The organism is Amycolatopsis sp. NPDC104775 (assembly GCF_055583325.1).
This window is the reverse complement of sequence record NZ_JBVJOE010000003.1, coordinates 610,800-630,816: the sequence shown is the minus strand read 5'-3', so window position 1 is coordinate 630,816 and position 20,017 is coordinate 610,800. Positions and strand designations below refer to the sequence as shown.

The following is a 20,017-nucleotide window of genomic DNA, read 5'->3' as shown; positions in this document are numbered from 1 at the left end:
GAAGCGGAGAGGACCGTGACCGAAGCTGCGGAAGAGCTGGCGAACCTGCTGTCGCGGGCAGGGCGCGCGGTGCTGTTGTGCGGTCCGGCCGGATGCGGGCGCACCACCTTGGCGCGGCGGGCCGCGGACGCTTTCCCGGGGCCGGTGCTCCAGGCGACCGCGGCCGAATGGGAGAGCGACTGCGCGTTTGCCGTGCTGCGGCAGCTGTTCCCGGACCTGTCGGCCGAAGGCGGGCCGTTGGCGGTCGCGGGTCGGATCGCGGCGGAGCTGATTCCGGGGACGCTGCTGATGGTCGACGACGCGCAACTGTCCGATATGGACTCGATGCGGACGCTCTCGTCGTTGCTGCGGCACCATCCCGCGGCGCGGGCGACGGTACTGCTCATCGCCGCGACCGGGGATTCTCGCGCTAGGGCGGAGGTGCTGGAGCTGCTCGCCCGGATGTCGGCTGACGAAGTTCGCGTTCCGCCGTTGACCGCGGCGGACGTGACCGAACTGGCCTCGGCGCGGGGTATCGCCTTGCATCCGACGATGGCTGAACGGTTGTGTCGGCACACGCTTGGCCGACCGCGCGCGGTCGTGCAGTTGCTGACCGAGGTGCCGCGGGCTACGTGGGCCGGGTTTGATCCGAATCTGCCTGCGCCGGTAGCGGTCGCCACTTCAGTGCGCGAGCGGATCTCGCAGGTTTCCCCTGCGGCAGAACGGTTTGTCGCGGCTGCCGCGGTGCTGGGCGCGGGTGCAGCGGTGCGGTCGGTGGCGTCGCTGGCTGAGCTTGAGGGCGATCCGTTGCCGGTGCTGGACGAGGCGTGCGCGACGGGGCTGGTCGAACTCGCGCCGCGCGGTCTGGCCGAGGTGGGACCGCCGGATTCGATGGTGCGCGCGGCGGTGCTCGCCGGGTTGGGGCCGGAACGGCGGGCGAAGCTGCAGCGGCGGGCGGCTGAGCTGGTCGATGATCCGGCGCGCAGCTTGCGGTTGCTGGTCGCGGCGAGTCCAGTGCCGGACGCGAGTGTCGCGGACCGGCTTGACGCACTGGCCGTCGAGCGGGCCGCGGCGGGGGAGTGGGGGACGGCCGCGGTGCTGCTCAACGATGCTGGGCGGCTTACCGAGGACGCTGAGCTGCGGCAGGCTCGGATCACTCGGGCGGTCGACGCATTGATCGGTGCTGGCGATGTGTTTCGGGCTGCTGCGCTCGCGCCGGAAGTCGAGAGCGTGCGGGAGACTCCGTTGCGGGACGCGGTTCTAGGCTACCTCGCGGTGGTGCGCGGCCGCGCCGCGGAAGCTGGCGGACGGTTGAGCCGAGCCTGGGATATCGTCAACGCTTCACGGGATCCGGAGACTGCCGCGTTGATATGTCAGCGGTATGTGCTGGACGCGCTGTGCCGGTATTCGGCGGAGGATCTGGTGCGGTGGGCGGATCGGTCGCTCGAGCTGGCCGTTCCGGACACTCCGGCGGCGGTGGAAGCCGCGGCGATCCGAGGGCTGGGGCTGGCCGCTTCGGGGCGGGCCAAGCAGGCTCGGCGGGACTACGGGCAGCTGGCCGAGCGGATTCGGCACGGGGCGCAGGCCCAGCGGGTCGTGATGGCGCGCGGGTGGCTGAATCTGCTCACCGACCGGATCGACGACGCTCGGGTGGATTTGGAAAGTGCGGTGCCTACGAGTTTTCTGGGTGGGTCGGCGCGGATTTCGCTGTGGGCGCAGGCTTGGCTGGCGCGGACGTTGTTCCTGAGCGGGGAGTGGGACGACGCGTTGCGGGTGGTTCGGGAAGCGCTGACGCTGGTGGACCGGACAGGGATTGTGCTTACCGCGCCGTTGCTGCAGTGGACTTCGGCCGCAGTGCATGCGTTGCGCGGAGATCCGGGGCGGGCGGAGGAAGCCTTGCTGGCTTGTGCTGCTGGACCGTTGGATTACGAAATCATGCGGGTGCCTGCGTTGCTGGCTCGGGCGCAGGTCGCGGAGGCTGCCGCGGATTCGGCCGGGGTGTTGCGGGCGTTGCATCCGTTGACGCGGTTGTCGTTGCCTGGGGCCGTGGATGAGCCTGGGCATTGGCCTTGGCAGGATTTGTACGCGCATGCTTTGGTCCTGAGTGGACGGTCTGCGGAGGCGGATGCGTTTCTGGCTCCGCATGAGCGGGCTGCGGGGAAACGGGAGCAGGTATCGGCTCGGGCTCGGCTTGCGGCGGCGCGGGGGAGGTTGCTGGGGGCGCGGAATGATCATGTGGGGGCGGTGGGGGCGTTTGACGCCGCGGTGGAGATGATTTCGGGGTTGCCGTTGCGGTATGACCAGGCGCGGATCGCGTTCGCGTATGGGCAGACGTTGCGGAGGCTGGGGCGGCGGGCTCGGGCGGACGCGCAGTTGGGTGCTGCTCGGGACGGGTTCGCGGCGATGGGGGCGGTGACGTGTGTGGAGCGGTGTGAGAGGGAGTTGCGGGCTGGGGGCGTGCATGTGCCGAGGGGCGGGGTGGATCGGCTGACGCCGCAGGAGGAGGCGGTGGCGCGGATGGTGGCCCGGGGGCAGTCCAATCGGGAGGTGGCTGCGGAGTTGTTTCTTTCGGTGAAGACTGTGCAGTATCACTTGACCCGGATTTATGCGAAGTTGGGGATTCGGGGGAGGACTGAGCTGGCTGTGTTGCGGTCTGGGGAGGGGTGAGGGGGCGGCTCGTCGCCTGGGGGTGAGGGGCGGCTCGTCGCCCGGGGGGCGACATTGCGCGTGGGCCTCGGTGGGGGCACCCCGAAGGTGATTGTGACTACGGCGCGGGGGGGGGGGTGGGGGGGGGGGGGGAGGGTGTGGGAAAAACCCCCACCACGGGGTTTTTGTTTTTTGTGTCAACGGGGGGGGGGGGGGGGGGGGGGGGTGGGGGGGGGGGGGGAGAGGGGGAAGCCCCCCCCCCCCCCCCCCCCCCGCGCCGTGTTTTTGGCTTCGTATCGGGGTGCGGGGGGGTGTGGCTGCGCTGGGGGTTGGTGGGATGGGGTGGCTGCGGAGTGGGTGCGTGGCTGACAGGTTGCGGGGATCGCTGAGGTGAGTGGTCTTTCGTTTGGCTGTGTTCTCTAGGCCGCGCGAGGTAGGTCTGTCCTCAAGCCCGCTTGGCCAAGGGTGTCTCTTGTGGGCTCGGAAGTTCGTGAGGGGCACCGTGAGGCAATCAGGGTTCGTGAGGGTGGCCCTCACGAACCCTGATGGTCAGGAGTGGGAGGGGTCCTTGAGGGAATCGAGTGCCCTCAAGGACCTTCACCTACAGCGTCAGCTGCGGATGTTGAAGGTCCAGCGTGCGTGTGCGCCGGGGCCTACGGTGAGCGTTGAGTTGCCCAGTTGTTCTACGTGGCAGGTTGCGGTGGGGGCGTTGAGGGCCAGGTCGATCTGGCGCAGGCCGACTTGGTCGGCGGGGACGGCGTCGAAGCGGATGGTGGTCAGGCCGTCGGTGGCTAGGGCTCCGGAGGGAAGCTGGCGCACGGTCATGCCTCCGGCGCGCAGCAGCGGGAGGGTGCTGTTCAGGTCGCGGGCGGTGATGCCCAGGCGGATGCCGGTGACGTCGCGCATTTGGTGGGTGCGGTAGTCGTCGGGCAGGTAGCGGTTGCGGCTGACGTCGCCGGGGTAGGCCGCGGGGCCGGTGTTGCTGCGCGGGTCGGCGAAGTACTCCGCGCGGTATTCCATGCCCCACGCGCCGAAGGTGTCGTACTGGTCGGTGGTGAGGACTCCGTCGAACCACGGGACTGGCTTGCCGTCGCCGAAGTCGCGGGTTTGAAGGAATTGAACGGGGTTCGCGACACCCGCGTCGCGAAGCTGCTGGACCACTGTGGACAGCTCGCCGGTGTGTTCGACCGAGACTCCCAGGCCCGCCGAACCGAGGTCGCCGTCCTTGCCGGGGACGTCGCCGACGCCGAAGAGTTCCAGGTAGGTTTCGCGGCCCATCAGGTAGCGGCCCGTCCACTTCTCGCCGCCCGCGCCGGTGGTGGTGCGGACCTGGAAGTTCGCGAAATCCTTGAGGTAGGCCGAATGCTCGATGGCGTCGGCGGTTTCGCGGTCCAGGACGCCGTAGGAGTGGTTGAAGTGCAGGAGGGGCGGTTCGCTCGCTTGCGCGGTGCCGGCGCCGGTCGCGGCCAGTGCGAGGAGCACGGCCAGGAGGAGCGGGAGGATTGTCCGGGTTCTTCGAGAGGTCGACATGGCGGTGGAGAGTAAGTCGGAAGCGGCCGGCGGATGGGCGTTTTCGGGCAACTCGACCGCAACGGCCTACTGAGAATGTCTTTCTCATTGTCCGATCAAGTGGAAATTAGTTCACTTGGAGCAGTGACAGTGCCTTACGTTTAGTAACAGAATCAGGTCCTCGTGCCACCTGATCGGGTGGCACGTCGCGAGGGCATCCGAAAGGACCTGTCAATGACCACTCACCACTGGGGACCCGTCGGGAGGGCGCGCCGTCGCCTGACCGGAGCGGTGTTCGCCGCGGCTGCCGCCCTGCTCGTGGCGACCGCGCCGAACGCCGCGGCTGCACCTGCCGCAGCCGCGAGCACCTCGGCCGAAACGCCGGACAACCATCAGATGGGCGCTTCCATCCGGGCGCACGAAGGAGGCGGCACCACCATCGCGCCGGCGTCGGTCGAGACGACGACGTCGGGGATCGACGTGAGCAGCTACCAGGGGGCGGTCAACTGGCAGTCCTATTGGAACCAGGGCAAGCGGTTCGCCTACGTGAAGGCGACCGAGGGAACGGGCTACCAGAACCCGGATTTCACCCAGCAATACAACGGCTCGTACCGCGTCGGCATGATCCGCGGCGCATACCACTACGGCCGTCCTGACATCTCAGGCGGCGCGGCGCAGGCGGACTACTTCGTGGCGCACGGCGGCGGCTGGTCGAAGGACGGCAAGACCCTGCCCGGCACGCTCGACATCGAATGGGGGCCCAGTTCCGCCTGCTACGGGCTGAGCCAATCCGCGATGGTGTCGTGGATCAAGGCGTTCAGCGACGAGTACCACGCGAAGACGTCGCGCTGGCCGGTGATCTACACGGCGAACAGCTGGTGGACCCAGTGCACCGGCAACAGGGGCGATTTCAGCTCGACTAACCCGCTGTGGGTGGCGGCGTACGCGTCGTCGCCGGGAACGCTGCCCTACCACTGGGGGTTCTACACCTTCTGGCAGTACACCTCGACGCCGCTCGACCAGGACTATTTCAGCGCCGGTCTCGACCGGCTGAAGGTGCTGGCCACCGGCTGACCCGGCGCCGCCCGGGAGCCGCCGCGCTCCCGGGCGGACCCGGCTAGCAGGCGGCCAGCACCTCCAGCACCGCGCTGACGATCCGCCGGGTCTGCGGCTGGCACGCCGCCCACGTCGTCAGCGGGACGCTCGGCTCGACCAGTTCGCTCCACGCCCAGCCGGGCAGCATCCGGGTCGCGCTGGGCCTGCTCAGCAGCACCGCGTCGGCCTCGACGGCTTCCGCGCAGGCCAGCGCGTTCTCGTTGAACCGGGCGAACCGCCAGTGCGGCGACACCCCGAGCCCGTGCGCCGCGGCGAGCATCTGGTCGTGCCCGGCCGGGACCTGCGCCCGCGCGTGCGCGAGCACCCGGACGTCGTCGAGTTCCCGCAACCGGCACCGGGCACGGCCGAAAAGCTTGTGGCCCGGCCGGATCGCGACGCCGAACGGATGCTCGAACAGGAACTGCCCGTGCAGCGTCGACGGCGGATTCTGGTGCACCAGGCCGATGTCGATCCGGCCTTCGCTGAGCATCCGCAGCTGCTCGGTGCTGCTGGCGTCCAAAAACGACAGTGCGGCGTCCGGCACCTGCCGGCGGATCTCCCTCAGCGCCACGAGCACCCAGTCCTGCGGAATCCCCGGCGGCAACGCGATTTCGACCTGCTCTTTGACCGGAGCCGCGGACCGCGTGACCTCCCGGGTCGCGTCCGCGAGCCGCAGCAGCTGCCGCGCGTGCTCGTGCAAGGCCCGGCCGGCCACCGTCGGCTGCACGCCGGTCGGCACCCGGTCGAACAACGGCGTCCCGAGTTCGCGTTCGAGGACGCGGATCTGCCGGGTCAGCGCGGGCTGCGACATCAGCAGCGACCCGGCCGCCCGGCTGATCGACCCCTCGGTGAACACGGCGACGAAGTACCGCAGCTGACGCAGTTCCATACCCTGGGGTTATACCCGCTTCGTTTGCGCTGCCGCGGCCGACGGCGGACGCTGGGCGGTGCACGGGCGTCCGATGCCGGAAGGAGCCGCGAGCCCGATGAGCACACGCCGAATCCAGGTCCGCCGGGTTTACGACGAGCCGGAGTCCGCCGACGGTTCGCGGATCCTGGTCGACCGGCTGTGGCCGCGCGGGCTGAGCAAGGACCGCGCCCACCTGGACGACTGGCTCAAACAGATCTCCCCGTCGACGGAACTGCGCAAGTGGTACGCGCACGACCCGGATCGCTACGACGAATTCGCGAAACGCTACCGCGCGGAACTGGAAGAACCAGAACGCGCGGAGGCACTGGACCACTTGCGCGCATTGGCGAAAAAGGGTCCGCTGACCCTGCTGACCGCCACCAAGCGCAGCGACATCAGCGAAGCGGCGGTACTGGCCGACCTGCTGCGCTCCTGACGGTCAGGAAGTGCCGACGGAGATTCCGTTGCGCTCGGCGTACTGGCTGCCCCATTCGTACAGCGCGGTCAGCGCCGGGCGCAGCTTGTCGCCTTCCGGGGTCAGCCGGTACTCCACCGTCGGCACGCGGCCGTCCACTTCGGTCCGGTTCACCAGCCCCGCCCCGGTCAGCTCCCGCAGCTGCTCGGTGAGCACCTTCTCGGTGATCGACGGAATGGCCCGGCGCAGCTGGCCGTACCGGTGCGGGCCTTCCTTGAGTCGCGCCAGAATCACCGGCTTCCACTTCCCGCCCATGACGTCGACGGCCAGTTCGACCGGACACGAGTAGCGCGCTTTCATCCCTCCATCATCGTCTGCCGCGGGTACGCACCGGCAAGTGCGTACTAGGCGGCCGGCGCGGTGCGTGCTTGGGTGACCCGGTGATCATCGAGTACATCCGCTACCGCATTCCCGAGGGCGGGCACGCGGAGTTCGAAGCCGCCTACGCACGGGCAGCGAAGTCACTCGCCGCGGCGGAACAGTGCCACGACTACGAACTCGCGCGCGCCGCCGACGAGCCGGGCGGCTACGTCCTGCGCATCGTCTGGACTTCGGCCGACGCGCACCTCCAGGGTTTCCGGGGCGGGCCGCATTTCGCCGCGTTCTTCGCCGAGATCCGGCCTTATGTCGAGCAGATCGAGGAAATGCGGCATTACGAACGCACCGACGTGGCCGGTCCGGGCGGCGCGGTGCCGACGCTTTTCGCCTGGGCGGGCGGATCTGCCGCGCTGGCCCGGCTGACCGAGGTGTTCTACGCGAAGGTGGCCGAGGACGACCTGCTCGCCGAGGTGTTCGCCGGGATGAGCCCGCAGCACCCCGCGCACGTGGCGGTCTGGCTCGGCGAGGTGTTCGGCGGCCCGGCCGAGTACACCGCCCGGCACGGCGGGCACGCGCACATGATCTCCCGGCACACCGGGCGCGCTATCACCGAACCGCAGCGGCAGCGCTGGGTCTCGCTGCTGCTGGCCTCCGCCGACGAGGCCGGGCTGCCCGCCGACCCGGAGTTCCGTGCCGCGCTCGCGGGGTATCTCGAATGGGGAAGCAGGCTCGCGGTGGTGTTCTCCGCGCCGGACGCCGGGCCCGCGGGCGATCAGCCGGTGCCGCGCTGGGGCTGGGGGTCGGCACCGCCGTGGAACGGGAACTGACCTCGGACTCGGCCGGTCGCGGCTGCCGGGGGAGCCGGGAATTGGTCCGTTCCCGTTCCACGGACTGGGGGTCAGCCGCGTCCGGCCACCGCGGTTCAGCGCTGTTCCGCCCGCCGCCACCGCCGGATGATTCCGCGCACCACTAACGGCACGCAAATCGCCGCGAACAACACCAATGCCGCCCACGCTCCGAATCCGCCGAATCCGCCGCCCTGATATGCGGCAGGCTCGGCATTGCGCCAATCCCGCGATCCGCCATTGGCTTCCGACGCTTCCGGACCGGCTGAAGACGACGCCCCCGGACCCGTCGAAGCCTGCGCGCCGTTCGACGGCTTCGGCCCTTCCTTCACCCCGGCTTTGGGCCCGTTTCCGGTGCCGCCGTGGGTCAGCGCATCCACTCCGCCCAGCGCGACAAAGGGATCCTGCGGTGCGGTGGCCCCAGCCCCGAGACTGCCGTGAAACGTCGGATTGGCACAATTGTCCGCCGTGAGCTGCTTGGGCGGACGTCCGGTCAGCCGGGCGTTGGCGTTCATCATTTCCTGCGACAGATTGGGCGGCAGCGGCGAATACCCGATCCGCGCCATGTTGATCTGCCCGTCGCAAGCGACCTGCTCGATGAACGCGGTCATGGTGTCCGCTTTGGCCCCGTCCGGATACCCGCCCTTGCAGGTGTCCCGCCCGGCCGCGCACGGCGTCATCAAATACGAGTACGCGGAAATCGGATAAGCTGACGGATCGGGGTTGGCGTAAACCCCAGACAGTTCCTGGCTGAGGTCCGGCCGCAGGTTGGCTTTGGTCAACGCCGCCGCGATATTGGCCGCGTACGGCAGCGTGTACTTCCCGGCCTGGTTTTCCACCCACGCGGTCGGCGCGTTGTACTTCTTGGCGTAACCGAACTCGTCGTATCCGATGGAAAACGGGACGCTGCCGTTGGCCAGCGTTTGCGCGATCTGGTCCGAATCGGCGAACAGCCGGTAGAAATCCGCGTCCGGCCCCCGGGTCGGCAGCTGGATCGGCCGGACCCCGGCAGGCAGCGGGCCGATCCCCTTGTCGACATTCCGGCCGACGAAATCGCCGTACGGCCCCGGCGCGACATGCGCCACGAAGTCGTAGAACAACGCCGTCGTCCCGGATTGCCCGCTGCGCCCGACCAGGGTGATCGGCTGATCCGGCAGCGCGAACCCGCCGTTGGTGGCGCTGATGGCCGGATCGCTCCAGCGCGTGATCTGCCGGGCGAAGATCCGCGCGACCACGTCCCGGGTCAGATGCAGAGTGTCGACCCGGCGCCCGCCGGCGTCGGTGACGTTGTACATCACCGCCACCGCGCCCGCGACGTCCGGAACATACTGGTATCCACGCTGTTTCGCGGTGGCTCCGCCGCCTCCCGCCGCCTCCAGCGAGCTGACCTCCGCTTCGGTGCCAGCGAAATCGACAGTGCGATCGCCGTACTGATTGACCCCGGCCGGAGACCCGAGCGCGCTGTAATTCACCGGAATACCGCGAGAATTGGCACCGTGCTGCCAATCGCTCATCGCGAGCCCGACATAAGTGGAGCCGGACCCGTTGACCTGGCTGAACGCCTCGGCGGCGGGCGCGAGCACAACGTGGCCGGCCAGCAACGCCCCCGCGCAGCCGAGCCCGAGCCATCTCGTGCGATGCATCGAAAACTCCCCAGTTCAGCCGAAACGGCCGTGCACGTAATCGTGCGTACGGCTGTCTTCCGGACTTTCGAAGATCTGCTCGGTCGAACCGTGCTCGACCACCCGCCCGGGCTCGTTCTCCCCGGCGAGAAAAAACGCGCAATGATGCGAAACCCGTTGCGCCTGCTGCATATTGTGCGTGACGATGACGACCGTCACCTCGTCGGAGATCTCCACGATCGTCTGCTCGATGCGCCGCGTGGAGGTCGGGTCGAGCGCCGAGCAGGGTTCGTCCATCAACAGCACGTTCGGCTGCACCGCGAGCGACCGCGCGATGCACAGCCGTTGCTGCTGCCCGCCGGACAGCGCGCCGCCGGGGGAGTTCAGCCGGTCCCGGACCTCGCGCCACAACCCGGCCCGCTCGAGGCTCTGCTCGACCAGTCCGTCCTTGTCGGAGCAGGTGACGCCGGCGAGCTTGAGCCCGGCGAGGACGTTGTCCCGGATGGACATCGCCGGGAACGGGTTGGGCTTCTGGAACACCATGCCGATCCGCAGCCGGGCGTGCTGCGCGCGGGTGCCCTCGGCGTAGATGTCTTCGCCGTCCAGCAGAACCTCCCCGGCCAGGCTCGCGGTGCCGACGAGTTCGTGCATCCGGTTGAGAATGCGCAGGAAGGTCGATTTGCCGCAGCCGGACGGGCCGATCAGCGCGGTCACCTCGTTGGCGGGCATCGCGAGGGTGACGTCTTCCAGCACGAGCCGGTCGCCGAACCAGGCGTGCACTCCGCGTGCCTCCAGCGTCGCCGCGCCGGGCGGCGGCCCGCCGAGCACCCGGACGGGTTCGCGGGCTTCGAGGGTTTCGGTCACCGGGCACTCCTGGGTTTCGTGCGGCGCGCCGACCAGCGTTTGCGGCCGATCAGCCGGGTCAGGGCGAACAGCGCGAAGATCAGCAGGATCAGCACCAGCGCGCCGATGTATCCGCGTTCCTGCGCCGAGGCGAGCGGTTCCTTGATGTAGCGGTACACGAAGCGGGGCAGGCTTTCCTGCGGATCGCTGAACGGGTTGTAGTTCATCGAAAGCGTGCCGAAAGACGTGAACAGCAGCGGCGCGGTCTCGCCGACCACCCGCGCGATGCCGAGGATGATCGCGGTGCTCACGCCAGTGCGCGCGGTGGGCAGCACCACCGACCAGACCGTCCGCGCGCGGCTCGCGCCGAGGGCGAGCGCGGCCTCGCGCAAACCGTCGGGCACCAAGCGGAGCACGACGTCGACGGTGCGGGTGACAGTCGGCAACATGATCATCGTCAGCGCGAGCGTCGCCATGAACCCGGAGAAACCGAGCTGAGCGGGCGGCAGAATCAGTGCCGCGTAGACGAAAAGCCCGGCGACCACCGACGGGAGACCGCTCATGGCGTCCACGAAGATCCGCACCGGACGGCGGAAACGGGACCGGGTTTCGTTCAGGAACACCGCGGTGAGCACACCGAGCGGAACGACGAACACGAGCGCGAGCGCCGTCTGTTCCAGCGTGCCGACAATGGCGTGCAGACCGCCGGTCGCGGTCGCCGGGTCGGTCGGCGCGACCGCGGACATGTCGTGCCCGAAAAAGGCCAGCCGCAGGCTCGGCACGCCCTTGAGGACGATGTAGCCGAGCAGGAACAGCAACGGGATCAGCAGGCCGATCGCGCCGCTCACCACGACCGCGGACACCAGCTTGTCGACCGCGGCGAGCCGGCCGAGCCGATCTCGGGTGACGAGGTAGAGCATGCCGAGATAGAGCAGATACGCCACGACGAGGTCGGCGAGCCAGCCCGGCGACACCAGCAGCTGGTGCATCACGAACCAGGTCAGCAACGTCGCCGACGCGGCGCAGCCGAGCGCCGTCAGCCGATCCTGCGGAGTGGTCGCGGACGTGCGACGGCGAACCGGGACCGGTCGTGCCGCGGCGGTTTCCTTCTCGGCACGGATTTCGGTGGCGGTCACGCGTCGACTCCCGCTCCGGAACGGCTGCGGGAAATGATCACCGAAGCGGTGAAGTTCGTGGCCAGCGTGAAAGCGAACAAAATCAATCCGGCGGCCATCAACCCGCTCAGCGCGGGTCCGGACTGACCCGCGTTGTTGGCGATGAAACCGGAAATGGTCGCCCCGCCGAACTCCAGCAGATGTGTCGTCACCTCCGGAACCTGGGGCAGCAGAAGGGAAACCGCGATCGTCTCGCCGAGCGCCCGGCCGAGCCCGAGCATCGAGCCGCCGACGATCCCGCCGCGACCGAACGGCAGCACCACGGTGCGCACCATGCCCCAGCGGGTGCTGCCCAGCGCGAGCGCCGCCTCCTTTTCCCCGGGCGGGGTCTGGGTGAACACCTCGCGGATCACCGACGTCGTGATCGGAATGACCATCAGCGACACCACGAGCCCCGCGACGAACATCGAATTGAACAGCACCGCGCCCGGTTTCGTGCCGAACAACGGGAACCAGCCGAGATTGTCGGTCAGCCATTGCGACAGCGGGGTGATGTACGGGCGCAGGAAGCTGAATCCCCAGAGCCCGTAGAGCAGACTGGGGATCGCCGCGAGCAAATCGACCAGCCCGGTGAGGAATCCGCGCATGCGCGGGCTGGCGTAATCGCTGATGAACAACGCGGCCAGCACGGAGAACGGCACGGCGACGGCGACCGCGATCAGCGCGACCACCACCGTGCCGTACAGCAGGCCGAGGACGCCGAAGGTCCCGGAGGCCGGGTCGAACCGGATCGTCGTGAAAAAGCCGAAACCGCTGGCCTCGAACGCGGGCACGGAGCGGTAGACGAGGAAGAAGCCGATCACGATCAGCAGCGCGAGCACCGAAAGCCCGGCCCCGCTCGTGACGCGGCGGAAGAGCCGGTCGGCGCGGGACGGCAGATCGGCGAGGACGAGACGGTCCGGCGGAGCGGGGCCGGACGCGGAGGACGAGACGGTCACGGCAGCGAGTATCGCGAGCCGGGAGCGGGGAAAGTTGGCTGGACAGCGAAGGCCCGACGGCGCGTGCGTGAACCGGCGCCCGCGTTCCGTTCCCGTTTGTTGACGCCGCGCGCGACGCTGGAGAAGTTGAACCCATGAACCGCTTCAGACGCGTGGCGCTCGTGTTCGCCGCCGGGGCGCTCGCGGTGCTCGGCGTCGCCGTCGTGCCCGCCGCGTCCGCGCAGACGCAGCCGAGTCCGGTGAACTACCAGGTGCGGGTGACCGGCACGGATCCCGCGCACGCGCAGAACGGCGACCCGCTGCACATCACGATCTCCGGGCTGCCCGCCAAGTCCAAGGCCACCTTCTTCGTGTGCCCGGCGCCGTTGCGGGACGCGTTGCTGAATCCCGCGACGCTGGCGCCGGACCACTCGGTGGCGGCCCGGGTCGCCGCGTACTGCGGGCGGTTCAATGACGAGCTGTCGGGTTCGACCTTCCCCGGCCCGCTTCTGGACCAGGGCCGGAGCGCGGCCACGCAGAACATCGTGTTCGACACCTATGCTCCCCGAGGGGCGGCCGTGCCGCATCCGGTCTTCTACGATCCCGATTTCACGAGTCTCCCGAACAGCCCGGGCGATCCGTGGGCGAACAACCCGGACAAGAAGCAGTACTCGTTTTCCTGCGACGAAAGCCATCCGTGCACCCTGACGCTGAAGATCACCGTCCCGGCGGCGACTCCCGGCCCCGCCACGATCGTGTACGACAGTTCGCTCGCGTTCAGCACCTCCGCCCGGGGGATTCGCATCCAAGGATGCGGCGGCGTGGGGGCGAGCACGGTGACCGGCAGCATGCCGGAGCGCTTCGGACGCACCGCGGTCGCCTGGAACCAGATGCTGTGCGCACCGACGAAAGCCGCGCAGCCGGTCAACATCGTGAACGAGACCGAGGACGTCGGGCTGACCTCCTTCGACAAGGGCGATTCGGACGTGGTGGTCACCGGTTCCGGAGGAACGCTTGCCGCGCAACAGGTCCGGAAGCGGAGCTACATTCCCGTCGGACTCAACGCGACCGTGCTCGCCGCGGTGGGCTGGACGCCCACCGACCGCGACGACCGCGGCAACCCGCTGAAGACGCGGTTGTCCGACAACCTCGCGTTCAGCTGGGACGATCTGGCCAACCTGCTGACCAAAGGCGGTGAACTGCCGGGCAGCACCGGCCGGGGCGGGATCTTCACCGACGCGTCCGACCTGGTCAAGCGCAATCCCGCGCTGGCGGCGGTCAGCGGAGCGGAGAACGCCGCGCTGGCGCCCAACACGCGGGAAGGCCAGGACGGCACCGACTACTACGGGGTTACCGGCGAAGCCGGGGCGAGCACGGTGCCGCTGGTGCTCAGCAGCAGGCTGAACGGATTGCCTGCCTGGACGTATGCGCGTTTCGTGAACCACGAGAACAAACCGCTGCGAGGAAGCGGCGGACCGGTCGGCGTGGTCGCCGACCTCAACGCGCTCAATCTCGGCGATGCCAGCGTCACGCACAATGTCGACGCGAAGACCGGTCAGATCAACGTGCGCAAGCAGGTGAACACTGTCACGCTCGGGACCGGCGGCACGTGCAAGAAGGGGTGCCTCAACTGGGTGGTCACCGACCTGGCCACCGCGACCGAGAACGGCTGGACTCCGGTGGCCGTGCCCAACGGCAAGGGCGGTTATGTCGCGCCGACTCCGAAGTCGCTGCAGGCCGCGGCCGCCCACACGCAGCAGGCGGAGGACGGCTCCGTGCGGATTGTCGGCAGCGATGATCCGGAGGCGTACCCGTTGACGTACCTCGAATCTCTTGCCGCACCGCTGAATCCGCTGGTGAACGCGTCGTGCGCACCGGAAACCGCGAAACAGGCACAGCTGGCGACCTTCTTGAAAGCGGCGACCAACGGCGGTCAGGGTTCGATGGGGCCCGGCGTTGTTCCGCTGCCGCCTGACCTGCTTTCCGCGGCACAGGCCGCTGCGGCGAAGGTCGGCACTGGCACGGCGGAAGCCTCCTGCCAGGAACACAAGGAGGCGCAGAACCCTGGTGCGGGGGCCGCGAGCGGTGGCCCCGGCACTGCCACGGGCGGGACGCCGCTGGGCGGCGGTTTCGGCGGTCCGACACCAAGCTCCGGCTCGCCCGGTAGCGGAGCGGCGGAAGCGGCCGCGCTGGCGATGAAGGTTCCGACGCAGGCGAGTGTCCAGGAGGCGCGCAGCCTGGCCGCGGCGGTGAAGATCCCGCTGTTCCCGGGCGCGGGAGTGCTGGGCGCGCTGATTCCGTTGCTCGCCTTGGTCGCGTTGGTGCTCTTGCCCTCGGCCACCGGCTATTTCACCGCGGGGAAGCCGTTGCCGCCGTGGGTGAATCGGTGTGCCGCGCGGATCGTCGCATTGCGACGCCGGGCATGACCGCGACGCTTCGCGCCCCGGCGCAGCTGACTCCTAAGTGGACGGTCGTCGCGATACTCGGCTGGCTGGTCACTACGGTCCTGTGCTTCGGCATCGTCGCCTACGCGCTCGGGCCGATGCTGGCGAACAACGATCAGCGGGCCGCGCTTTCCGTTCTGCAGGACCGGATGGCGCAGGCGCAGGGCGCGTCCAGGACGTTGCTCGGCGCGGCACCGGTGACGAAGCCGCCGGAGTTCGGTTCGCCGGTGGCGGTGCTGGAGATTCCGAAACTGCGGGTGCAGCAGGTAGTGCTCGAAGGCGTGGAACCGGGCGAAACGATGTCCGGTCCGGGGCACGTTCCGGGCACCTCGGGCCCCGGCCAGCCGGGCAATTCGGCAGTGGTGGGCCGGTTTTCCGGCTACGGCGCTCCTTTTTCACGGCTCGGCGAGCTGTCCCGGGGCGACCAGCTGGTGGTCGCGACGACCCAGGGGAAATCGGTCTACACCGTGACTGACACGGCGTCTCGCGACCTGGACGAGGACCGCGATTACGGCCGCACCGAGAACGACCGGCTGACGCTCGTCACCTCGGACTCGTGGTGGCCGGGTTCGGCGTCGAGCGCGACGGTGGTGACCGCGGTCCTCGACGGCAAGCCGTTCCGTCCGACGCCGCAGAACGGCCGGGCGGACGCGCAGGACGGCCGCACCGGCGACCCGGGCGGCTGGGCCCGGCTGGTGCTGGCCTTCGGTGGTTTCGCGGTGGTGGCGGCCGGTGCGACGGTGCTGTACCGGCGATGGCGTTCGGTGTCGACGTATGTGCTGACCGCTCCGGCGTTACTGGCGCTGGCGGCGCTGGCGGGGTCGGCGGTGTGGAGGTTGCTGCCTGCTTGGGCTTGATCCGTCCGGAACCGGGCCGGGTGCGGGGGAATCCGTGCCCGGCCCGGTTTTTCGCTGGGTTGGCGAGGCAGCCCTGGAGGTGTTGCTGGCGAAGCCGTGGAATTCGGCTGTGGGCGGGAGTGCGACGGCGCCGGGCTTGCCGCTTGAGGCTGAGCTGGCCAGCGCGATTCAGACTTGCCGATCGGTGCGGGGGCTGTGCCGCACGCGCCGGGCTCCGGAGAAACAGGACCGGCCCGGCCGGGGAAGAACTCCCCCGGCCGGGCCGGTCTGGTGGTGCGTGCGTCAGCTGAGCGTGCAGGTGACACCGGTGTCGTCAGCGGCCAGCGGCTTGAAACCGTACTGGCTCAGCGTGCCGGCGAGGCTGCCGTTGCAGAGTGGGCTCGGACCGGCGTCGTCGAAGCCGACCGCGTTGAGCGCCGCGCCGTAGGACGGCGAGCGGGTGTCCAGCACGTAGTACACGAAGCGGGCGCCGAGGAAACCGTCGGCGAACGCCGGGGCGAAGTTCGGGGCGGAGCCCGAAACCGGCGCACCGTCCGAACCGGCACCGGTCAGGGTGCCTTCGAAGAAGCCGGCGCGCTTGTCGCTCACGACGCCGTTGCCCTGCGCGACCCACTGGGCCACGGAGTAGGGCGCGATCGCGTTCGCCTGCGCGGCCGCCGGGATGGTGTTGCCCTCGTTCTCCTGGAACCGGTTGATGGTGACCGGCTTGGTGGTCGGGTCGAAGCCGAGCACGGTGTTGGTGAAGAAGGACAGCGTGCCGGATCCGGCCTGCGGCAGGTAGACGGCGATCGGGGCGTTCGCGCCGCCGACCTGGTTCCAGTTGGTGATGGTGCCGCTGTAGATGCCGCGCAGCTGGGCCAGGGTCAAGGTGACGCCGGCTCCCGCGCCGGTCGACGAAGCCGCCCAGGACACGCCGTCCTTGGCGAACGCGTAGTACTGGAATTCCGCCGGGTCGGAGGAAGAGCGCGGGGAGGAGGAGCGGGCGACGTCGACCGCGCCGTTGCCCGCCGAGGCGCTGGCGGCCAGCGCGGCTTTGCCCGCGGTGGAGCCGTTGGGCGGCGGGTTGGTGGCGTTGTAGGTCGTGCCCGGGCTGAACTTGTCGCCGGGGACGACGAACGAGCCGCCCTGGAGAACCGGCGGGACGTTCACGTAGTTGTCGGGGTCGGTGTTCGCGGCCGAGCCGTTCGCGGCGGCGAACACCGCGGACGTGACGTCCGCGATCGTGTCGGAGCCGACGGCCGCGATGACCTCCTTGGCTCCGTTCGGGCCGGGGACGGCGCCGGCGGTCCCCGGGAAGAGCAGGGCCGCTCCCGCGGCGATCGCGGCGGAGACGCCCGCGAACCGGGCAGTACGAGCACGCATCAGTTTGTACTCTTTCTGTCTGGTCTCGACCACGGGATTCCGTGGTCGAGACCAACTTCGCGGGGTTCGGCGAACAGCGCCCCGGCGGTCGCGTTCCCGCCCGACGGCGCGGCAGTGAATGCCCGACGAACGCGTTCAGCCGGGCAGCCGGTACTTCGTGCGCCAGTCGGTGATCCGGCCCTCCGCCGCGAATTCCGCCGCTTCCCCGACCGCGGCGACGAATCTCTCGTATCCGTGCTGCGCTTCGATGCGGCGGCCGTAGGCGTGGCTCGCCGACGCGATCGTCCCGCTGCCCGCGCGCAGGAACCACCGCCAGTCGATTCCGTGGTCGTGGGTCAATTCCATGCGCGTGCGCGGGATGTTCGCGCACAGCCACCGGATGGCCGCAACGCATTCCTCCCCGTTTCGGTAATCGACAGTACCCAGCCCCAGCGAAGCGTTGTTCGTGCCGAGAAGCCGCCATCTCGTCGCGTTTCCCGGGCCGCCGATCAGCTGGAACCGGGGAGTCCGACGTGGACTTCGAGCGCTTTTCATGGGTCGCAACCTCAGTCCGGCTCGGACGGCCGTCCGGTGACAAGCCGCCGCAGTCAGAAGGGACATCGCGGGCACGGCGCCGGAAAGTTACCGTCAGCGGTTAAGCGGCGACGGCCACCCGGTGAACAGCGAGTGGGCACGGGAATTCCACAGTAGACCGCCGGCCGACGGTCACGCTGAAGATTCTCTTCGCCACTCCTGGCAAGGACATCGTCCGTTCCCGCGCGGATGTTTCGCCCGCGCGGCGGTTCGGGGCGGGTTCGGCTGTTCGCCGCAACCGCGATTCCGGCGTTCGGCGGCACCCGCGACAGGGTAGTTGGGGCACGCTCGGTGTCCTTCGGGGCGCGAAAACCCCGGTTCGCCGGGCAGTTTCGCGCCGTGGTCAAGGGAAGGGGCCGCGCCGGTGTCTACTGTGGACGCCCGGGGCCGTTCGTTTCGGATATGGTTGGCGGAATGGCTGATCTGACGCTCACCGGCCTGCGGGTCGTGGTCGAGGTGGCCCGCACCGGGTCGTTCAGTGCTGCCGCGCACCGGCTCGGCTACACGCAATCGGCGGTGTCGCGGCAGATCGCGGCGAGCGAACGCGCTACCGGAACCGCGTTGTTCGAACGGCACGCGCGCGGAATCCGCCCTACGACAGCGGGAGAAGTGCTGATCCGGCATGCCGGCCGGGTGCTGGACAGCGTGAGCGCGGCCGGAAAGGAACTGGCCGGGCTGCGCGACCGGCTGGCCGGGCGGATCTCGGTCGGCGGGGTCGCGGCCGCGTCGGCGGTGCTGCTGCCTCGGGCGGTTTCCCGGCTGCTGTACGCGCATCCGGGCGTGGAGGTACAGCTCGCCGAATCCGCGACCCCGGCGCAGCTGCAGTCGCTGCGCCGCGGCCGCCTCGACGTCGCGGTGGCCGTGACCGGGGACGGGTTGCCGGAATACGATTTCGACAGCTTGCGCCGCACCGAATTGCGCAGCGGAATCGGCTACGGGGTGGCGGTCGCCGAAACGCATCCGTTCGCCGGGCGCAGCTGGGTGGAACCGGGCGAACTGGCCGAACAGCAGTGGATCGTCGGCGCGGGCGGTTCTCCGGAATTCGGGACGTGGCCGGGCATCGCCGGTCCGTCCGTCGCGTTCGCGGTGCGGGCGTGGCCGACGCGGCTGGGGCTGGTCGCCGCCGGGCTGGGGATTTCGCTGGTGCCCGGTTTCGCGGCGGATTCGCTGCCCGCCGACGTCCGGTGGATCCCGGTGCGCGACGAATGCGGCGGGCTGCGGCGCTCGCTGTGGGCAGTGACCGGGGAACAGCCGGGGGCGGCGGCGGTGGCGATGGTGCGCGCGCTGGAGGAAGAGGCGCAGCGGTTGCTGCGGACCCCGCGATAGGCCGTTCGGTACGGGCTTCTGGTGCTGCGGTGGAATGCTGTGGATCCCGCACGGCGGCTCGACGGCCGTGGGGCGCGGCAAATGGGTGCGGTACTTCTGGGGGAACTGCTGCGCCGACCACTACCTGGAGCTGGCCTGACAGATGGTGCCCGTGATATCTCAGTGGCCCGTGGTTCCTTTGTGGACAGTCGTGCTCAGGCAGGTTCGGCCGTGCGCAGCCGGACCATCGGGTACAGCTCCTGGGTGACCTGCCGCGCGGCAGCCACGACCAGCGGCGCGACCCGCTCCAGCGCCGTATGCGCGTCCCCGGCCAGCGAGATCGCCGCCTCGGGACCTTCCGGGCCTCGGATGGCAACGGCGACGGATGAGATATCGGAAAAATACTCACCGCGTTCGAAAGCGAGGCCGCTGCGCTCACGGATCCGGCCGAGTTCGCGGTGCAAGGTCGCCAGGTCGCAGATCGTCCGGCTGATCTGGCGGCCGAGCGTCGGCGTGATCCGGTCTTCAACCTCTTCGGCGGGCAGCCATGCGAGCATCGCCTTGCCGAGCGCGGTGCACTGCGCGGGCGCGCGACCGCCGACTCGCGACGGGACAGTCGCGGCTAACCGGCCGCCAAGCTTGTCGAGATACCGGACGTCAGCGCCGGCGAGGATCGCCAGCTGCGCGACCAGCCCGGTCCGCACCTGCAATTCGTGCAGCACGGCCGCGGCCGCTTCGCGCAGTTCGAGGTGGCCGCCGCCGGTGCCGCCGAGATCCAGCGCCCGGGCGCCGAGCGCGTAGCCGAACGACGAATGCGACAGCCAGTGCAGCCGCACGAGCTGGTCGAGGATGCGGTGCGCGGTCGAACGGGGGAGCCGGGTCGTGCGCGCGACCTGTTCGAGGGTGAGCCGGGTGCTCGGCGCGTCGAAGGCGTCGAGGATCAGCGTCATCCGCTCAACCATCGACGGCGGCAGCGTGTGCTTCGGCGGGGCGTCCGGGCCGGGAGAGTCCGTTTCGATCGCGACCACCGCCATGCTGTGCCCCTCGCGGACGAACTGAAATCATTTCTAGTTCGGACGGTAGCACGGTGCCCGAGCACGGCGTCAACATGCGACGGGTCACGACTGCGGCAAAGCTCCCGA

Annotated in this window: 17 protein-coding genes; 7 read left to right on the top strand and 10 right to left on the bottom strand. The window is 69.5% G+C overall.

Annotation, left to right across the window (positions count from 1 at the left end; genetic code table 11):
* Nucleotides 1–15: 15 nt before the first annotated feature.
* Nucleotides 16–2,646, top strand: coding sequence for a LuxR C-terminal-related transcriptional regulator (locus ACZ63D_RS17045; protein ID WP_465355245.1), 2,631 nt, complete (start codon nt 16–18; stop codon nt 2,644–2,646).
* A 588-nt stretch (nt 2,647–3,234) separates the two neighbouring features.
* Here ACZ63D_RS17045 and ACZ63D_RS17040 read toward each other — a convergent pair.
* Nucleotides 3,235–4,155 (bottom strand): DUF5829 family protein, encoded by a 921-nt coding sequence (locus ACZ63D_RS17040; protein WP_465355244.1) that lies wholly within the window; start codon nt 4,153–4,155, stop codon nt 3,235–3,237.
* A gap of 213 nt (nt 4,156–4,368) precedes the next feature.
* Here ACZ63D_RS17040 and ACZ63D_RS17035 point away from each other — a divergent pair, with 213 nt between their 5' ends.
* On the top strand, nt 4,369–5,208 hold the full coding sequence (locus ACZ63D_RS17035) for a GH25 family lysozyme (protein WP_465355243.1): 840 nt from the start codon (nt 4,369–4,371) through the stop codon (nt 5,206–5,208).
* Between the two features lie 43 nt (nt 5,209–5,251).
* On the opposite strand, the gene ACZ63D_RS17030 is transcribed toward ACZ63D_RS17035, so the two are convergent.
* The gene (locus ACZ63D_RS17030) at nt 5,252–6,118 is read right to left on the bottom strand and encodes a LysR family transcriptional regulator (protein WP_465355242.1); all 867 of its coding nucleotides are present in this window, start codon (nt 6,116–6,118) and stop codon (nt 5,252–5,254) included.
* Between the two features lie 97 nt (nt 6,119–6,215).
* On the opposite strand from ACZ63D_RS17030, the gene ACZ63D_RS17025 reads away from it, so the two are divergent.
* Nucleotides 6,216–6,575 (top strand): DUF488 domain-containing protein, encoded by a 360-nt coding sequence (locus ACZ63D_RS17025; RefSeq protein WP_465355241.1) that lies wholly within the window; start codon nt 6,216–6,218, stop codon nt 6,573–6,575.
* Nucleotides 6,576–6,578: 3 nt separating this feature from the next.
* Here the strand turns inward: ACZ63D_RS17025 and ACZ63D_RS17020 are convergent, their stop codons facing one another.
* Nucleotides 6,579–6,914: a winged helix-turn-helix transcriptional regulator gene (locus tag ACZ63D_RS17020; protein ID WP_465355240.1), complete on the bottom strand. Its 336-nt coding sequence runs from the start codon at nt 6,912–6,914 to the stop codon at nt 6,579–6,581.
* A 68-nt stretch (nt 6,915–6,982) separates the two neighbouring features.
* On the opposite strand from ACZ63D_RS17020, the gene ACZ63D_RS17015 reads away from it, so the two are divergent.
* Nucleotides 6,983–7,759: a globin domain-containing protein gene (locus ACZ63D_RS17015; protein WP_465355239.1), complete on the top strand. Its 777-nt coding sequence runs from the start codon at nt 6,983–6,985 to the stop codon at nt 7,757–7,759.
* 95 nt (nt 7,760–7,854) lie between these two features.
* Here ACZ63D_RS17015 and ACZ63D_RS17010 read toward each other — a convergent pair whose 3' ends face one another.
* The 4 genes from ACZ63D_RS17010 to pstC are packed head-to-tail and all read right to left on the bottom strand — an operon-like array spanning nt 7,855 to nt 12,355.
* Entirely contained in the window at nt 7,855–9,420 is a 1,566-nt protein-coding gene (locus ACZ63D_RS17010) for a substrate-binding domain-containing protein (RefSeq protein WP_465355238.1), read from the bottom strand.
* Between the two features lie 15 nt (nt 9,421–9,435).
* A complete protein-coding gene (locus ACZ63D_RS17005; protein ID WP_465355567.1) occupies nt 9,436–10,227 on the bottom strand; it encodes a phosphate ABC transporter ATP-binding protein in 792 nt (263 codons plus the stop codon).
* 32 nt (nt 10,228–10,259) lie between these two features.
* Nucleotides 10,260–11,378: a phosphate ABC transporter permease PstA gene (gene pstA, locus ACZ63D_RS17000; RefSeq protein WP_465355237.1), complete on the bottom strand. Its 1,119-nt coding sequence runs from the start codon at nt 11,376–11,378 to the stop codon at nt 10,260–10,262.
* On the bottom strand, nt 11,375–12,355 hold the full coding sequence (gene pstC / locus ACZ63D_RS16995) for a phosphate ABC transporter permease subunit PstC (protein ID WP_465355236.1): 981 nt from the start codon (nt 12,353–12,355) through the stop codon (nt 11,375–11,377). The genes pstA and pstC overlap by 4 nt, the downstream gene beginning before the upstream one ends.
* A gap of 134 nt (nt 12,356–12,489) precedes the next feature.
* Here pstC and ACZ63D_RS16990 point away from each other — a divergent pair, with 134 nt between their 5' ends.
* Together ACZ63D_RS16990 and ACZ63D_RS16985 are read left to right on the top strand one after the other, a co-directional pair.
* A complete protein-coding gene (locus ACZ63D_RS16990) occupies nt 12,490–14,760 on the top strand; it encodes a hypothetical protein (RefSeq protein ID WP_465355235.1) in 2,271 nt (756 codons plus the stop codon).
* Nucleotides 14,757–15,635, top strand: a complete 879-nt coding sequence (locus ACZ63D_RS16985) for a sortase (protein WP_465355234.1) — start codon at nt 14,757–14,759, stop codon at nt 15,633–15,635. Before ACZ63D_RS16990 ends, ACZ63D_RS16985 begins: the two co-directional genes overlap by 4 nt.
* A 282-nt stretch (nt 15,636–15,917) precedes the next feature.
* Here the strand turns inward: ACZ63D_RS16985 and ACZ63D_RS16980 are convergent, their stop codons facing one another.
* Entirely contained in the window at nt 15,918–16,997 is a 1,080-nt protein-coding gene (locus tag ACZ63D_RS16980) for a substrate-binding domain-containing protein (protein ID WP_465355233.1), read from the bottom strand.
* A 135-nt stretch (nt 16,998–17,132) separates the two neighbouring features.
* Nucleotides 17,133–17,531, bottom strand: a complete 399-nt coding sequence (locus ACZ63D_RS16975; RefSeq protein WP_465355232.1) for a DUF1508 domain-containing protein — start codon at nt 17,529–17,531, stop codon at nt 17,133–17,135.
* A gap of 453 nt (nt 17,532–17,984) precedes the next feature.
* Between ACZ63D_RS16975 and ACZ63D_RS16970 the strand changes: the two genes are divergently transcribed.
* Nucleotides 17,985–18,896, top strand: coding sequence for a LysR family transcriptional regulator (locus ACZ63D_RS16970; protein ID WP_465355231.1), 912 nt, complete (start codon nt 17,985–17,987; stop codon nt 18,894–18,896).
* A 194-nt stretch (nt 18,897–19,090) separates the two neighbouring features.
* Here ACZ63D_RS16970 and ACZ63D_RS16965 read toward each other — a convergent pair whose 3' ends face one another.
* The gene (locus ACZ63D_RS16965) at nt 19,091–19,909 is read right to left on the bottom strand and encodes an IclR family transcriptional regulator (RefSeq protein ID WP_465355230.1); all 819 of its coding nucleotides are present in this window, start codon (nt 19,907–19,909) and stop codon (nt 19,091–19,093) included.
* Between the last annotated feature and the right edge of the window lie 108 nt (nt 19,910–20,017).

Coding starts and splice junctions, on each gene's coding strand:
- ACZ63D_RS17035 (WP_465355243.1), top strand. CDS start 4,369: ATGACCACTCACCACTGGGGACCCGTCGGGAGGGCGCGCCGTCGCCTG.
- ACZ63D_RS17020 (WP_465355240.1), bottom strand. CDS start 6,914: ATGAAAGCGCGCTACTCGTGTCCGGTCGAACTGGCCGTCGACGTCATG.
- ACZ63D_RS17040 (WP_465355244.1), bottom strand. CDS start 4,155: ATGTCGACCTCTCGAAGAACCCGGACAATCCTCCCGCTCCTCCTGGCC.
- ACZ63D_RS16965 (WP_465355230.1), bottom strand. CDS start 19,909: ATGGCGGTGGTCGCGATCGAAACGGACTCTCCCGGCCCGGACGCCCCG.
- ACZ63D_RS16980 (WP_465355233.1), bottom strand. CDS start 16,997: ATGCGTGCTCGTACTGCCCGGTTCGCGGGCGTCTCCGCCGCGATCGCC.
- ACZ63D_RS17030 (WP_465355242.1), bottom strand. CDS start 6,118: ATGGAACTGCGTCAGCTGCGGTACTTCGTCGCCGTGTTCACCGAGGGG.
- ACZ63D_RS16970 (WP_465355231.1), top strand. CDS start 17,985: ATGGCTGATCTGACGCTCACCGGCCTGCGGGTCGTGGTCGAGGTGGCC.
- ACZ63D_RS17010 (WP_465355238.1), bottom strand. CDS start 9,420: ATGCATCGCACGAGATGGCTCGGGCTCGGCTGCGCGGGGGCGTTGCTG.
- ACZ63D_RS16985 (WP_465355234.1), top strand. CDS start 14,757: ATGACCGCGACGCTTCGCGCCCCGGCGCAGCTGACTCCTAAGTGGACG.
- ACZ63D_RS16990 (WP_465355235.1), top strand. CDS start 12,490: ATGAACCGCTTCAGACGCGTGGCGCTCGTGTTCGCCGCCGGGGCGCTC.
- ACZ63D_RS16975 (WP_465355232.1), bottom strand. CDS start 17,531: ATGAAAAGCGCTCGAAGTCCACGTCGGACTCCCCGGTTCCAGCTGATC.
- ACZ63D_RS17025 (WP_465355241.1), top strand. CDS start 6,216: ATGAGCACACGCCGAATCCAGGTCCGCCGGGTTTACGACGAGCCGGAG.